Below are 14,703 nucleotides of genomic sequence, written 5' to 3'. Positions count from 1 at the left end.
CTTGCTGCGGTTACCCTTGGATGATGCGGCCCGGGTCGTTGTAGACCCAGAAGCTGTCCGCCTTGATGTTGCCGATGAGGGTCATGCCGATCTTGCGCGCCAGCTCCACAGAGAAGCTGGTGGCCACGGCTGTGGAAGCCATCACAGACACCCCGATGCGCACGGTCTTGAGCAGAATTTCTGAGGCCACCCGCCCTGTGGACACGATCATCTTGTCCTCAGTCGGCAAACCTTCCAGAAAGCACTCCCCTACAATCATGTCGATTGCGTTGTGACGACCGATGTCCTCACGGAAGAGCAGCATCTCCTGCGGGGTGCACAACGACGAGTTGTGGCAGCCGCGCGTGTGGTTGTAGAGGGTGCTGCGGCGCTTAAGCTCGCCAGCCAGGGCCAGGATCTGCGCAGGAGTTACCTTGAGGCCGGAATCCACACGACGCTTGGAGATGGTCTCGACGTTGCGGTCGAAGTTGGTGCCCTTGCCGCAGCCGGAGGTGATGGAGCGCTGAATGGTGCGCCCGCCCGCCCAGGGGTCGTGGCTCACAGTTACGCTGGCCGTGATGCGCGTCTCCTCGTCCTTTACATCCACATCCAGGAGCTGCGCAGGGTCGGTGAGCAGCGCATCGCTCTTGAGGAAGCCTACTGCCAGGTGCCGGGGGTATTTGCCGGTGCATAGAAGCGTCACCACCTCGCGGTCATTCAGGTAGATGGTCAGAGGCACTTCGCGGATGGCCTCGATGGACACGTTTTTGCGTCCGCTGGCCGTGTACTCCTGTATTTCGTAGGGGAAGCTGTCCGTCATCCGGTCTCCGTGGTCAGGGTAGAGGGCTGTCCAGTGCGACGAGCATCATGCCGCGCCGCTTCCGAAAAAAGTATCCCACAAAAGCAGGAGGTTTAAGGCCACAACCACGGCGCTTATACAGGCGAGAACGAAATTATGCCAGGAACTGTTCACAAATTCACCCATGACACTGCGTGAGGCAGTAAGCCGGAATTGCAGGAAAATTGTGAATGGGAGCTGGATGCTGAGCAGAATTTGAGACACCACCAGCCCCTGGAACGGGGTGGCGATGAACAGGATGCCCAGGGCGGCGGGCACAAGGGTCAGGCCAACCCCTAGTCTGCTGTGGGCGTCTTTGATGTCGAAGGGTTCTGAAAAAAGCCCGGCGAAAATGCTGCCGCCAGCCATGGCCGCAGTGACGCTGGAGGCCAGGCCTGCCATGAGCAGCGCCAGGGCGAAGACCAGGGCGGCGGAGCTGCCCAGGATGGGCCGAAGCATGGCCTGGGCCTGTTCGAGGGCGTCCACGTTCACGCCGTGCGTGTAGAAGGTGGCAGCAGCCACGAGAATCATGGCGCTGTTGATGCCCCAGCCCACCAGCATGGAGAAGAGGGTGTCCGCAAATTCGAAGCGCAGCTGGTGGCGGATGACCTTCTTGTCCTCAAGGTTCCACTGGCGGCTCTGGATGACCTCCGAGTGCAGGAACAGGTTGTGCGGCATGACCACTGCGCCAAGCACGCTCATGATGATGGGGATGGAGCCTGGGGGGAAGCTGGGTTTGAACCAGCCGACCGCCGCAACGCTCCAGGGTATGTCGACCAGGGTCAGCTCGTAGATGAAGGAGATGCCGATGAGCGACACGAAGCCGATGATGAATTTCTCCATGCGTCGGTAAGAGTTTGAGTAGAGCATCCAGGCAACGAAGCCTGTGGTGAGAAGCGCCCCTGCCCAAATAGGCAGGTTGAAGAGCATGTTCAGCGCGATGGCCGCGCCCAAAAGTTCCGCCAGGGCGGTGGCCACGGCGGCCAGCATGGCCGAGCCCAGCAGCACGCGCGCCGTTGCCGGGCGCATGTGTTTCACGGCGGCCTCGGACAGGCACAGGCCCGTGGCGATGCCCAGGTGCGCAGCGTTGTGCTGCAGCACAATGAGCATGAGCGTGGACAACGTCACCATCCAGAGCAGCGAATAGCCGAAGCTCGATCCGGCGGCCACGTTGGCGGCCCAGTTTCCGGGGTCGATGAACCCCACAGTGACCAGCAGGCCTGGGCCGATATACTTGAGGATCTCCAAGCCTGTGAAGCGGGGCGCGTGGGTATGGGCGAACCACTGCTTGATGCGTTCTGGGATCACGTGCTTGGCTCCGTCCTTGCAGATAATCGTTTCTGCCCGGAGCCGAAAGCTCCAGACATCCTGCACCAAATTCCTACCCGTCGGGAGCTTGTGTGTCCAGCAGCGAGGCAGGCTGTTGCGCCATCGGTAATTGCCAGCAGCCTGGGCCTCGGCTATAGACGTTAAGAGTAAGGCTGTACGTTTCATTGTGATCCATCGGGGGAAGCCATGCGCCGCATGCAAGAACTCATTTCTGCGCTCTGTGCGCTGTTTTTGCTCACCACACTGGCGCTGACGCCTGCCCAGGCGGAAAGCGGCGGGCGCTACGCCCTGGTCATGGGCAATTCCGCGTACGGCGATAAGCCGCTGAAGAATCCTGCCAATGATGCTCGCGATGTCGGCAGGGCGCTGTCGCGGCTGGGCTTCGATGTGCAGCTTAAGACGGACGTGGGCCTGCGGGCAATGGAGGACGCCATCCGCGACTTCGGCCTGAAGCTCAAGCGCGGCGGCGTCGGCATTTTTTATTACGCCGGGCACGGGGTGCAGGTGCAGGGTGTGAATTATCTGGTGCCCATCGGCGCGCGCCTGTCCAGCGAATCCGATGCCAAGTTCGAATGCGTGGACGCGGGGCGCGTGCTGGGCAAGATGGAGGACGCGGGCAACGAGCTGAACATCGTTATTCTGGACGCCTGCCGCAACAATCCCTTTACCCGATCCTTCCGCTCCGCCGACCAAGGCTTGGCGCGCATGGATGCGCCCACGGGCTCGCTGGTGGCCTACGCCACGGCGCCCAACTCCGTGGCCTCGGATGGCCGCGGCCAGAATGGGCTGTACACAAAGTACCTGTTGGAGAACATCAATACGCCGGGCGTGCCCATTGAGGAAGTCTTCAAGCGCGTTCGCATCGGCGTCATGAACGAGACGGGAAAGAAGCAGGTCCCTTGGGAATCCTCGTCCATCGCTGGTTATTTTTTTCTTGCAGGGGGGCAGCCTTCGGGGCCGGCCGCAGTGGCCGCCAGCCAGATGTCTGCCGCCCAGGCTGCGCAGCAGCAGCGTTTGCAGGAGCAGCGGCTCAAGGAGTACATCGCCGGGCTTGAGGCGGAAAAGAAGCAGGTGGAGCGGGAGAAGGCCGAGCTTTTACGCCGCAGGCAGCAGCTGGATGAGGACGAGGCGCGAAAACTGAAGGCGGACCAAGCTCCTCAAGAGGTGCGTCTCAAGGAACAGCTGGCCATTCTGGAGACCGAGCGTCGCAAGCTGGAGCAGGAGCGCGCCGAAGTGGCCGCTGCCAGGGCCAAGGCGGAGCAGGCCCAAAGGCTTGCGCAGCAGCAGGGCAAGATTCAGGTGGCCAGCGTTGGCGGCGGCGGCAATACCGCAACGGTGCAGACTCCGACAGCGCCTTCCGCTCCCTCGCCCGCTGTGCAGCGCCCCCGCATAGAGGACCGAGCCGCTGTTTTGCAGCGACTGGCAGGCGCGTGGCGGCTGGAGACGGACAATGGACGGCCCTTGCCAATACTCGTGTTGAAGCCTGGCGGCGACACTCTGTTCGGCACCCTGGCGGGCGATCCTCACCTCGTTGACCGCATGAGCCTGACGGGTTTAGCCATGGAGGATGGCAACCTGCACCTGCGCATGAGCGTAGATCCGCCGAAGGAAGACCTGGGCGATCCGGCCCGCTTTTTGCGGAATGTTCTGCGTGGCCGTCCGCCGCAACGGGTCATTGAGTGCGTGGGTTACTTGCGCGCCACGGAAAACGGCGACATTCCCATCTTTTGCGAAAGGGACGATGTTGAAGCGCGCCACGGCGATCAGCGTGGCAGGATGGCTGGCCGCATGGTGCGGGCTGTGCAACAGCGCGACTGGTAGGGTTTGGCCTTGTGCGGAGTGCCCCACAGGCTCAGGTTCGTCAGGCAGGGGGGCGCATTTTCGCGTTTGACGTGTTCCCGATGCGCCTGTGCACAGTCTGTTCAGCTCACCAGCATACCCGCGTAGCCCACCACTCGGCGCATTTCGCCGTTGATCTGGCCCGAGGTGGCATAGCCCGTTATCTCGCTTTCCGTAGCGCCAAGCTCCAGGGCTGCCGCTATGCCTACGGTCATGGGCAGCACGCCGCACATGCTGATGTTGCTGCCGCGAACGGTTTCGAAAAAGCGCACAGCGTCCAGGCGCAGGGCCGGTTCCAGCGCCTCCGTGTCCTGTGCCTTGGCCAGGTCGTGTGGCACGAAGTGGCTCATGTCTGAACTCACCAGTATGCTCACCGGCCTGTCGAAGGCCCGTAAGGCGCGGCCAATGGTCTTGCCCACGCCGATGAGCGTGTCCAGGCTGGGGTGCGAGATGCTGACCGGCACGATGCGTGTGTTCGGGTTCAAGGTCGCCAGGAAGGGCACCATGACCTCAAGGGAGTGCTCGCGCTGGTGCGCCAGGGTGTCGGGCTCAAACAGGGGTTCCTTGTCGCAAAGCAGCGCGGCCAGCTCCTCGTCCACCTTGAGCGCGCCGCCGGGGAAGAGCCAGCGGCCATTGGGCCATACCGCAAAAGGCTTGCCCAGGCCGGTGTGGTTGGGGCCGAGCAGAAGCACGGTCTCGGCCAGGTTGGCCTGGCCCAGGGTGATGCCCGCGATGATGCCGGAATAATAGTAGCCCGCATGCGGAGCCATTGCCAGAATGGTGTGGGCCGCGTTCTTCGGCTGGGCCTGGGAGAGGTAGCCCTCCACCTCGACCCGGAGGGCCTCGGCGTCGTTGGTGTAGAACTGCCCGGCCACAGCGGGCTGGCGGTCATGAATCTCGACAAAGGGCATGGGCATGGCGGTCTCCTTGGCGTTTAGCGCGGCGGCCGGGTCATATAGTTCTGAAGGCGCTGGTCCAGCGCGCTGCTGTCCAGGGCCTGTGTGGCCATGCGAGCGTATACCGTGCCGGGCTTCTTTTTTACGATGTCGGTCAGCAGGGTCTTCCATTCGTCCATCTGGTTGCCCTGGCGGTAGATGTCGGCCAGGCGCAAGCGCATGGGCGCCCAATCCGGGTCGCTTTCCGGGATGATGCGGTCGAACTCGCGGCCCCACTTGAGGGTCTCATTGAAGCGGCCGGAACGCTCCGTGGCCGTGATGGTCATGAGCAGGCAGTCCTTGATCTTGTCCTTGTCGCCGCCAGCGGCAAGAAGCTGGGTAAGGGCCTCCTGCGACAGTGCGAAGAGGCGGTGCATGTCCTGCTTGCGCGCGGCGTCCTTGGCCAGCACGTAGGTGGCGTGGGCGCGGGTGGCCGGGTCCGTGGCCGGGTCGCCTGCAATGCGCGTCCACAGGGGCAGGCTCTTTTCCGTCTCGCCTTGATTCTCTAGGGCCATGGCCCGAGCGTTCTCGAACTGGGCCTTCTGCCGGGGCGAGAGCTTCCAGGCTGCGCCCGCCCTGGCAGCCAGGTCGGAGATGCGCTTCCATTCCTTGCGTTCAAGGAAAATGTTCATGGCCAGATCAAGGGCCATCTCGGAGTACTTGGGCACTTGCTGCTTGCCCAGGAAGCGTCCCGCCAGCTTGAGGGCGCGATCGCCCTGCCCGCGCTTCCACGCGCTTACGGCAATGGCCATCTGAGCTTCGTCGCCGATCTTGGCCTGGTTTTCCTTCACAAAGGGCGCAGTGTCATAGATCTGCAGCACGCGGGCGTAGTTGCCCTCCTGCACAAGCCCAGGAAGAGCCATGAGAAACGCTTGGAAGCCGAGTTCGTTGGCTTTTCCCACAAGGTTGCTCTTGGGGTATTTTTCCAGGAACGATGCTGCGGTGTTCATGGCCTCCATGTAAGCTTTGGTGTGGAACTGCCACATGCCGAGCTTGATGTGGGCCAGGGGGGCCAGCGGGCTCTCCGGGTGCTTGGCCATGATGAATTCGTAGGTCTCGTTGGGCCGTGTTGACACGGGCCGCCCGAATACCGGCCCCATCTCGCTCATGGTGGGATCATCGTAGATGCCTTCCTCGGCCAGGCGCATGCGCGCCACCAGCCCGCCCTCGCGGTCGGGGAAGTCGCGCAGGGCTTTCTGGTACACCTCTTTGGCCGGGGCGAGCTTGTTTTGGCGCAGATAGATGTCGCCGATGCGCACAAGGGTGATGTCGGCGAACTCGTTTTCGGGATTCAGGTTGTAGAAGGTCCAGTAGTGGTCCTTTGCCAGGGCCAGCTTGCCAACTTTCTCCTCCACCTCGGCCGCGAGCTTCAGGAACGATGGATTGTCCATGTAGAAGAGCGGCCAGCGCTTGTCGAGGTAGTCCACGATCTGGAAGGCTTTTTCGAAGTTGCCAAGTTTGCGCAGCACCTGCGCCAGAATGTACGCCGTGTCCTTGGTCAGGCGAGAGTCGGGATAATTCTGAATCAGGCTTTGGTACTGGTCTGCGGCCTGCTTCAAGTCGCCCTTGTTTCGATAGTATTCGCCCAGGGAGAAAGGGATGATCGGGGCGTTCTGGTCGTGCGCGTACTTATTCTTGACGATGTTGAAGTAGGCCTTGGCCTCGGGCAGGTTGTTCACCTTGAGGTTCAAAAGGCCCAGGTTGATGAGGGCGCGCGGCACCCGGTTGGACTTCTGGTTGGAGTTCATGGCCGCCAGCTGCGCCCCGGTGATTTTGTCGTAATTTGCGGGCATGCTGTCTTTGTATGCTTGCATGTAAGCGTCGGCCAGGGTGTAGAGGGTTTCCTCGCGTTGCTCGCCCTTGAGGTTGGGTTCGCGCAGAAGGCCTTCAAGAGCCTTGGCCGCCGCGTCCCACTTGCCGCCCACCATGTCCGTCTGGGCCTGGAGCAGCGCGTCCTTGACCTGGTCGGCGGTGAGCGGCCCTTGCGGTTCCTTGTCCTTGCCGCCCTTGGCCGGTGCGCCGGGCGCGGATTCTCTTCCTGGTGTGCCGTGGGGCTCTGCGGGGGCAGGAGCCGACGCGTTGGCTGCGTTGGGCGCGTGTGTCTCGGTCGCAGTGCCGGAAGCGTTGGCCGCGTGCGCCTCGGCCTGCGGAGCATGCGTCTCTGTCGAAGCATTGGCGGCATGGGCATCCGGCGCACCGCCCACCTGGGGCAGTGTGGCGTTGGCTGAGGCCGCGCTGGGAGCCAGCACCTTCTGGACGGTCTGACGCACCTCCCAGGGCTTGCCGGGTTGCGGAGCGGCAGCGGCAGGCTGACCTTGGACCATGTCTTGGCCACGCGGAGCGACCTTCGGGGCAGCAGGCTCGCCCGAAAGCACTTCGGCCGGGCGGGCATCGCCAGGGCCGCGATGGTCGGCACGAAAACGCACACCGGATTGGCCCTTGGCTGGAGCCAGGTCCACTGGCGGCGCGGGAAGAGGGGCCTGCGCAGGCGCGGAAAGCGAAATGGATGGAGGCGGCGCGTGCTCGGTCGGGCGCGGGGCCGGCGCTGAGGTGGTCTGCTCCTGAAGCAGGGGTTTTTCCACCACGCCAGGGGGAATTTTTCCGCCAACCTGCTTCTGGGGCGGCTGCTTTGCTTGCGACACAGGCTCCGGAGCATGGTCCGCCACCTGCGGCAGTGTGGTGGTGGCGCCGCTAGGGGGGCCTAGCACTGCCTTGTTAACGGGCATACGCATGGAATAGGGCACGGAAAAAAAAGGCTGGCCTTGGGTGCCGTCTGCGGGCGGGGCGGGCTTGGCCGCAGCAATCTGCGGTGCAGCCTGCGCAACGGGCTGTGGAGCGGCTTGAGGTGCAGGCTGTGGCTGTTGCTTGGGTTCCTTGGCCGCGCGTTTCGCTTCCTCAGCGGCCTGCTTTACTTCTTCTGCAGCTTTTGCCTTGGCTTCTTTGGCGCGTTTGGCCTCCTCAAGCTTTTCAGCCTTGGCCTGCTCTTTCTTTTGCTTCTCTGTGAGCTTGTCGGCTTTTGCTGGTTCAGCCTTTGGCATTTCTGCCTTCGCCGTCTCGGCCTTGGCCTTGGCGGGCTCGGCCTTCTTCTCGGCCTCTTTTTTTCCCTGGCCCCAGGTCGCTCCGATTGCATCGGGGAAGATTTGAATCTGTAGCTGTGGTTTTCCTGTTACCGGAAAATTCACGTAGCCGAAGGAGCTGGTTTTAAGCTGGATTTTGAAGCCTCCGGGCGCTGGGCGCACGCCGGAAACAAGCTTGGAACCCCCAAGATTGGGAGTGCGTGGAGCTTTTTCGCCAGCGGCGGCGTCGAAGGTGACGGTGAGTTCCTGGGGGCCTGTGCGGCGCACAGAATACTTTGGCAGCGTGCCGCCTTCGGCGGATACTGTGAGCGTGTCCGAGTCAGGGCCAACGCGATAGGCGGCCTGCAGAGCGCAGGACTCCTCGGGCTGTGCAGCGCCTGCTGCAGCCAGGGCCGCCAGAAGGCCTATGGTGGCGGTGAGACGTCTTAAGGACACGGGCCAGCCGATCCCCTGCAACCTCAAGAGTCCAGGAGGTTGCGCTTCTTCAGTTTCTCGATGAGCGTTGTGCGCTTGATGCCCAGTAGTTCCGCGGCCTGGTTTTTGACGCCAGAGGCCTCGCCCAATGCTTCTTGCAAAAGGCGCTCCTCGATTTCATCCAGGAATTCCTTCAGGCCGAAACCCTTGTCGCGCATGTCTTGAAGCTCCGGCCAGCGAAAACCCTGCGGCGCGAGGTCGGCGGAGATTGCGGTTTGGGGCGGCTCTATGCCTGCTGCGCGCTGGATCTTTTCCGGCAGGTCTGCTGGGGTTACCTGCGGGCCTTCGCACAGGATGGACAGACGCTCCATGAAGTTTTCAAGCTCGCGCACGTTGCCCGGCCAAGAGTAGTTCACCAGCAGAGCCCGGGACTGAGGACCAATGGAGAGCTTCTTGCGGTCCTTCTCCTGGCAGAAGTCGTGCAGGAAATGTTCGGCCAGGACCATGACATCCTCCCCGCGTTCCCGCAGGGGGGGCAGGTGCATGGGGATGACGTTCAGGCGGTAAAACAGGTCTTCGCGGAAGCGCCCGGCAGCGACCTCGACTTCAAGGTCGCGGTTGGTGGCGGCCACAACGCGCACATCAACCTTCTTGGTCACTGTGCCGCCCACGCGCTCGATTTCCTTCTCTTGCAGGGCGCGCAGGATCTTCACCTGCAGGCTCAGGTCCATCTCGCCGATCTCGTCAAGGAAGATGGTGCCGCCGTCGGCCAGCTCAAACCGGCCAGGCCGGGAGCGGATGGCGTGTGTGAAGGCGCCCTTCTCGTGTCCGAAAAGTTCTGATTCCAGCAATTCCCTGGGGATTGCGCCGCAGTTGATGGGCACGAAGGGCTTGTCGTGGCGCCTGCTGTTCTTGTGCAGGGCTCGCACCAGCAGTTCCTTGCCCGTACCGGACTCCCCGGTGACGAGGACCGTGCTGTCGGTGGGGGCCACCTTTTCCAGGATTTTGTAAACCTCGCGCAGGGCGGGGCTGCTGCCAATGATGCCGTCGATGTTGAGCGCCATTGCTCCTCCCCAGAAATGTCCCCTGAAGGCGGACGCAAAGTGAGCGCCCGCAAGGCGTGCCTCCCTCACTGTCAAGGAAATGACGCGAAGTCAACCATTTTCTAGAAAATATTTAGGCGTTCTGGATGTTGGGGCGGGCCGCTTGCGTTGCGGTGGATGCTGGCGGGCTTGACTCTACCCGCGCAGGCGCCGGGCGATCTCCTTGCTTGGGATGAGCCCTGTGGCCGCAGCGGAAACAATGTTTCCGGCTACGCCTGGGCCGTCGCCCGCAACGAACAGGCCGCTAACCGCCGTTTCCAGGTCTGAGGTGGTTTCGATCTGCGTGGCGAAGAACTTGATCTCGGGTGCATAGAGCAGAGTCTCGTCGTTGGCCACGCCGGGCAACACCTGCCCCAGTTTTTCCAACCCTTCCACGAGGTTCGTCAGGATGCGCTCAGGCAGGGCCATGGCAATGTCGCCGCAGATCACGTTTTTGAGCGTGGGCTCGATGGAGCTGTTCTTGATGCGTTGCCAGGTGCTGCGCCGTCCGCGCTTCAGGTCGCCGAAACGCTGCAAGATGGGCTTGCCGTCGCCGATGAGCGAGGCAAGTCGCCCGATGTGCTCGCCGTAAGCTTGATTGTTGGTCACCGGATCGTTCAACACCACCTTGGAGAGAAAGGCGAAGTTTGTGTTAGGGCTCTTCTTGTCCATGTAAGCATGGCCGTTGACGCAGACAAAGTCCTGGTAGTTTTCGAGCGCAACGAATCCGCCGTCATTGGTGCAGAAGGTGCGTGTCTGGTCGTCGTACTTGCTGGTGCGGATGAAGAATGTTGGATCGTATATGATTTCGCATATTTCCTGCATGACCTCGCGCGGCACTTCCACGCGCACTCCCACCTCGATGCCGCGTTGCGAGAGCGCGAGGCCGAGTTCGCGGGCCTGGTTGCCCACCCACTCCGCACCCACGCGGCCCGGAGCCAGGATGACGGCGCGGGCAGTATACTCGCCTTTGCCCGTGACCACGCCTTTGATTACGCCGTCCTCGGCTATGACGCTTTTGACTTCCTCGGACGTGTGGAAGGTGACGCCCTTGGCTTTGATGTACTCAGTCATGTCGGCGATGAGGCGGGGCAGGTTGTCGCTGCCCAGGTGCTTTTGACGGATGATCAAAAGGTCGATGCCGGTCTTCCTCGCCTGGGCGCGGATTTTTTTGGCCTGGTCCATGCTTGTGGGGTATACCGGTCCATCCATCCCGAAGCGGTTGAACATGGCCTCAGTCTCGTCGATGAGGGCCATGGCTGCGGACTCCTCCATGAACTGGGTCAGGTCGGTCTTGCCCAGCTTATGGATGAAGTTCAGCTTGCCGTCGGAGAACAGCCCGGCCCCGCCGATGCCCGAAAGGATATTGCAGGGCTTGCAGTGGATGCAGCCCAGACGGCCTACAGGGCATTCGCGTTTTTGGGCCTGTTTGCCTTTTTCCAGCACCAGAACTGAGAGTTCTGTGTTCTCGCCCAGCCAGGCGGCTGCGAAGAGTCCGGCGGGTCCGCCGCCCACAATGATGACGTCGAAATCGGTGCGTGTGGTCTTGGCAGCAGTCATGTGAAACCTCTTGCGGTTGATTGCGGCGTGCGCATGCGCACGCGTCTGGAGCATGTCATCTGTAACACCGGCTGAGCAGAGACGGCAAGCTGTGCGGAATGTAGATGTTGCAGAGCGGCAGCAAGTCTCACGTTCTTTAGCCTGGGCCTTGAGCAGAGCCTGTCCGGCCCTGCTTCGTTTGACCGCAGGGGCGGTTTCACCTATGGTTGTTGGCTTGGGGCGACTGTTTCGCCAGCCCCTCGAATTTCCTGAAACGCTGAATATCGAGAGAAGGATACCGCGCATGACCACGTCCGAAAAGAATTCTGGCGACGTTTCCCTGTCCGCCCATGTGAATTTCATCCGCGTCCGCGTGGCCGAGGACATCGCCTCGGGCAAGAACGCCGGTCGCGTTATGACCCGTTTTCCGCCTGAACCCAACGGCTACCTGCACATCGGCCATGCCAAGAGCATCTGCCTGAATTTCGGCCTGTCCAAGGAGTTTGCCGGGGTCACCAATCTGCGCTTCGACGACACCAACCCGGCCAAGGAAGAAGTGGAGTACGTCGAGAGCATCATGCGCGACGTGAAGTGGCTGGGCTTCGATTGGGAGGATCGTCTTTATTACGCCTCTGACTATTTTGAGAAGCTTTTCGCCTATGCTGTGGAACTCATCAAGAAGGGCAAGGCCTATGTCGACGACCAGTCCGCCGAGGAGATTCGCGCCAACCGCGGCACTCTGAAGCAGCCGGGCACAAACAGCCCGTACCGTGACCGCAGCGTAGAGGAGAACCTGGAACTCTTCGCCCGCATGCGCGCTGGCGAATTCCCAGACGGCACACGCGTGCTGCGCGCCAAGATCGACATGGCCTCTCCGAACGTCGTCATGCGCGACCCGGCCCTGTACCGCATTAAGCATGTGCATCACCATCGTACGGGCGATGCCTGGTGCATCTACCCTATGTACGACTTCGCCCATTGCCTGTCCGACTCCATAGAGGGCGTGACGCATTCCATCTGCACCCTGGAGTTTGCGAACAACAGGCCGCTGTATGATTGGATTCTGGACGAGCTGGGCGTGTTCCATCCGCAGCAGATCGAGTTTGCCCGACTGAACCTGACCCACACTGTGCTTTCCAAGCGCAAGCTCATCCATCTGGTCAACGAGGGCATCACAACCGGTTGGGACGATCCCCGCATGCCCACGCTGTCCGGCATCCGCAGGCGCGGGTTCACGCCCGAGGCCATGCGCGATTTCTGCGAACGCATCGGCGTGGCGCGCTCCGACAACATGGTGGAATACGGGCTGTTGGAGCACTGCCTGCGCGAGGATTTGAACGCCCGCGCCCCTCGGGCCATGGCCGTGCTCAGGCCGCTTAAGGTGGTCATCGAGAACTATCCCGATGACAAGACGGACGACGTGTTTGATTTCCCCTGGCACCCGGAAAAGGACATGGGCATGCGCAAGGTGCCTTTCTCCAAGGTTCTGTACATTGAGCAGGATGATTTCAGAGAAGTGCCTCCCAAGGGGTACCACCGCCTGTATCCCGGCAACGAGGTGCGCCTGCGCTATGCGTATTACATCACCTGCCGAGAGGTGGTGAAGGACGCGGATGGCAACATCACCGAGCTGCGCTGCACCTACGACCCCGAGAGCCGGGGCGGCGGCAGCCCGGACGGTCGCAAGATCAAGGGCACCTTGCATTGGGTGAGCGCGGCCCATGCCGTTGACGCCGAGGTCCGCCTGTATGATCTGCTGTTCACCGCGTCGAACCCAGGTGCGGAGGAGGATTTCACCTCCTGCATCAACCCGAAATCCCTTGAGGTTGTGCGAGCCAAGCTTGAACCGGCTCTGGCCGATTCCGCCCCCGGCTGGATTTGCCAGTTTGAGCGCCTGGGCTACTTCTGCGCCGACGAGAAGGACAGCAAGCCCGGCGCGCCGGTGTTCAACCGCGCCGCCACCCTGAAAGACACCTGGGGCAAGATCGAGAAGAAGCAGGGCGGCAAATAGCTACCCAGCCTATGGAAAGCAGAGGCCGCTTCCGGGAAACCGGGGCGGCCTTTTACTTTGCGCGGGGGTGTTGACATGTCAGGAGAAATCTCGTTAGTTGTACATGCAACTGATGCCGCCGCCCCATGACTTCCTTCTTACGCTCAGGAGAGCTCCTATGACCAAGTCCAGCGAACTCGTGCATCAATGTCTGTACTTTACGGCAGGCTCTCTTAGCCGGGCCGTTGGTCGGCTTGCGGATGCGGCTTTTGCACCCACTGGGCTTTCGCCGTCGCACGCCTTTGTGCTCATGCTGGCGGCGGAGGAGCCCGGAATCGGACCCGGAGAACTGGCCGAGAGGCTTTCCCTTGCCCCCTCCACTGTTACGCGCTTCGTGGATCAGCTCGTCGCCAAAGGTTTGCTCACGCGTACGGCAGAGGGCCGTACCGCGCGCCTTGCCGCCACCTCAAGGGGACTCGGGCTGCTCAAGGGCGTTGAGCAGGCCTGGAAGCGTCTGCATATCGCCTACGCCTCAGTGCTTGGCCCCGAGGCAGACCGGTTGGCGCGTGAAATCGATGCGGCCTGCCAAACTTTGGGTAAGTGAAGGCGTAGGGGCTTGCGTTATGGCGCCAGCCCTGTCTATTGCGTGTACATACAATCGGATGTTCGGAACCAAACGGGGATGATGTCATGAAGCGCAATATCGGTGCGGTCAACGTCCGGCCCCCGTCTCTCACCCGCATCGTCGGCGCGGGGGTAGACGGCAATAGTACTTTCTTGCCTTCGAGCGTGTGGGGACAACGAATCACCTGACCTGGGCTCAGGCTGTGCGTATATCGGTGCCGTTCCAGTTCCATGGGCCAGGTGGGGGTGCAGCCGGCAGGCCAGCGAACATCGACTGGACCTCGCGTGGGTTGGGGATTAGTCCCGTTGCGAATGGAGAGGCCCAGGCTTCGCCGCGCAATAGGGCTAAAGCCCAACGGCAAACGCTTGCCTCAAAGGCTCCATGCGAGGCGATCACAAGGAGCGCCTTGGCCTGACCGTCCTGCCAGGGCGGCAGTTTGTGCAGCGGGGGGCAAAAGGCCAGCAGCTCGGGTACCCGAGTGATGACGCCGCCAGCCAAGGCCAGGCGCAGCCAAAAGTCCCACATGGCGAGTTGCACGTCAGGCCGAAGGCCTCCCATTTCTTCCCAGGCCTTCCGGCGCACAAGAGTGACCGGGCCCACAGGGTTGAAGCGAGTCAGCTGTTCCGAGCTGAAGGGCAGCAACCGGGCAAACGGAGTCTTGTCCGGGCTTCCTGCCGTATGTGTGGGGAAGGCTGCTTGGGCTTGCTTTTGCTCCAGAGCCGGCAAGCAGCTCGACACGAAGCGAGGACTGAGGCGCGCGCCTTCCGGCACTAGGGCGATGATGTCCTCCTGCCCTCCCAGGACTGCGGTGTTCAGAGCCTTGGTGTGGTGGGCTCCCCTAGCGTCTTGGACGTCCAGGCTCTTGAAGCCCAGCGAATCATGCAGCAGCTTCGCTTCGCCAGAAAGGTGATCCTGTGGCGCGGTGCTGGCGAGAACGACGTGCAGACATTGCGAGCCAACTGTCTGGCAGGCCAGGGAGATCAATGTCCTGAAGAGGTCAGCGCCTGCGCCACGGCAGTGTATGATCACCCGAATGCGGGTGTTGGTGTCCATAGG

General features: G+C 62.0%; 10 protein-coding genes. 3 read left to right on the top strand and 7 right to left on the bottom strand.

Features of this window, described 5'->3' with window-relative positions; all coding sequences use genetic code 11:
• Window positions 1-10: 10 nt before the first annotated feature.
• Together fdhD and Q8O35_RS10855 are read right to left on the bottom strand one after the other, a co-directional pair.
• Window positions 11-799 carry a formate dehydrogenase accessory sulfurtransferase FdhD gene (gene fdhD / locus Q8O35_RS10860; RefSeq protein ID WP_305573153.1) on the bottom strand — a complete coding sequence of 263 codons (789 nt, stop codon included), beginning with the start codon at window positions 797-799 and terminating at the stop codon, window positions 11-13.
• A gap of 45 nt (window positions 800-844) precedes the next feature.
• Complete coding sequence (locus Q8O35_RS10855; RefSeq protein ID WP_305573151.1) at window positions 845-2,125, bottom strand: Nramp family divalent metal transporter; 1,281 nt, start codon at window positions 2,123-2,125, stop codon at window positions 845-847.
• 207 nt (window positions 2,126-2,332) lie between these two features.
• Here Q8O35_RS10855 and Q8O35_RS10850 point away from each other — a divergent pair, with 207 nt between their 5' ends.
• A complete protein-coding gene (locus Q8O35_RS10850; RefSeq protein WP_305573149.1) occupies window positions 2,333-3,967 on the top strand; it encodes a caspase family protein in 1,635 nt (544 codons plus the stop codon).
• A gap of 101 nt (window positions 3,968-4,068) precedes the next feature.
• Here Q8O35_RS10850 and amrB read toward each other — a convergent pair whose 3' ends face one another.
• The 4 genes from amrB to Q8O35_RS10830 all read right to left on the bottom strand — a co-directional run bounded on the left by amrB (window position 4,069) and on the right by Q8O35_RS10830 (window position 11,053).
• Window positions 4,069-4,902, bottom strand: coding sequence for an AmmeMemoRadiSam system protein B (gene amrB, locus Q8O35_RS10845; protein WP_305573147.1), 834 nt, complete (start codon window positions 4,900-4,902; stop codon window positions 4,069-4,071).
• Window positions 4,903-4,919: 17 nt separating this feature from the next.
• Entirely contained in the window at window positions 4,920-8,432 is a 3,513-nt protein-coding gene (locus Q8O35_RS10840; RefSeq protein WP_305573145.1) for a lipopolysaccharide assembly protein LapB, read from the bottom strand.
• Window positions 8,433-8,455: 23 nt separating this feature from the next.
• A complete protein-coding gene (locus Q8O35_RS10835; RefSeq protein WP_305573143.1) occupies window positions 8,456-9,475 on the bottom strand; it encodes a sigma-54-dependent Fis family transcriptional regulator in 1,020 nt (339 codons plus the stop codon).
• Window positions 9,476-9,649: 174 nt separating this feature from the next.
• The gene (locus Q8O35_RS10830; protein WP_305573141.1) at window positions 9,650-11,053 is read right to left on the bottom strand and encodes an NAD(P)/FAD-dependent oxidoreductase; all 1,404 of its coding nucleotides are present in this window, start codon (window positions 11,051-11,053) and stop codon (window positions 9,650-9,652) included.
• Window positions 11,054-11,336: 283 nt separating this feature from the next.
• Here Q8O35_RS10830 and Q8O35_RS10825 point away from each other — a divergent pair, with 283 nt between their 5' ends.
• The gene (locus tag Q8O35_RS10825; RefSeq protein WP_305573139.1) at window positions 11,337-13,043 is read left to right on the top strand and encodes a glutamine--tRNA ligase/YqeY domain fusion protein; all 1,707 of its coding nucleotides are present in this window, start codon (window positions 11,337-11,339) and stop codon (window positions 13,041-13,043) included.
• A gap of 157 nt (window positions 13,044-13,200) precedes the next feature.
• Window positions 13,201-13,626, top strand: coding sequence for a MarR family winged helix-turn-helix transcriptional regulator (locus Q8O35_RS10820; protein ID WP_305573137.1), 426 nt, complete (start codon window positions 13,201-13,203; stop codon window positions 13,624-13,626).
• Window positions 13,627-13,842: 216 nt separating this feature from the next.
• On the opposite strand, the gene Q8O35_RS10815 is transcribed toward Q8O35_RS10820, so the two are convergent.
• Complete coding sequence (locus Q8O35_RS10815) at window positions 13,843-14,700, bottom strand: hypothetical protein (protein ID WP_305573135.1); 858 nt, start codon at window positions 14,698-14,700, stop codon at window positions 13,843-13,845.
• Window positions 14,701-14,703 lie beyond the last annotated feature (3 nt).

This window comes from Humidesulfovibrio sp., assembly GCF_030689645.1.
Classification (GTDB): domain Bacteria; phylum Desulfobacterota; class Desulfovibrionia; order Desulfovibrionales; family Desulfovibrionaceae; genus Humidesulfovibrio.
Note: the sequence above shows the minus strand (reverse complement) of the source record. Positions and strands in the feature narration are given on the sequence as shown.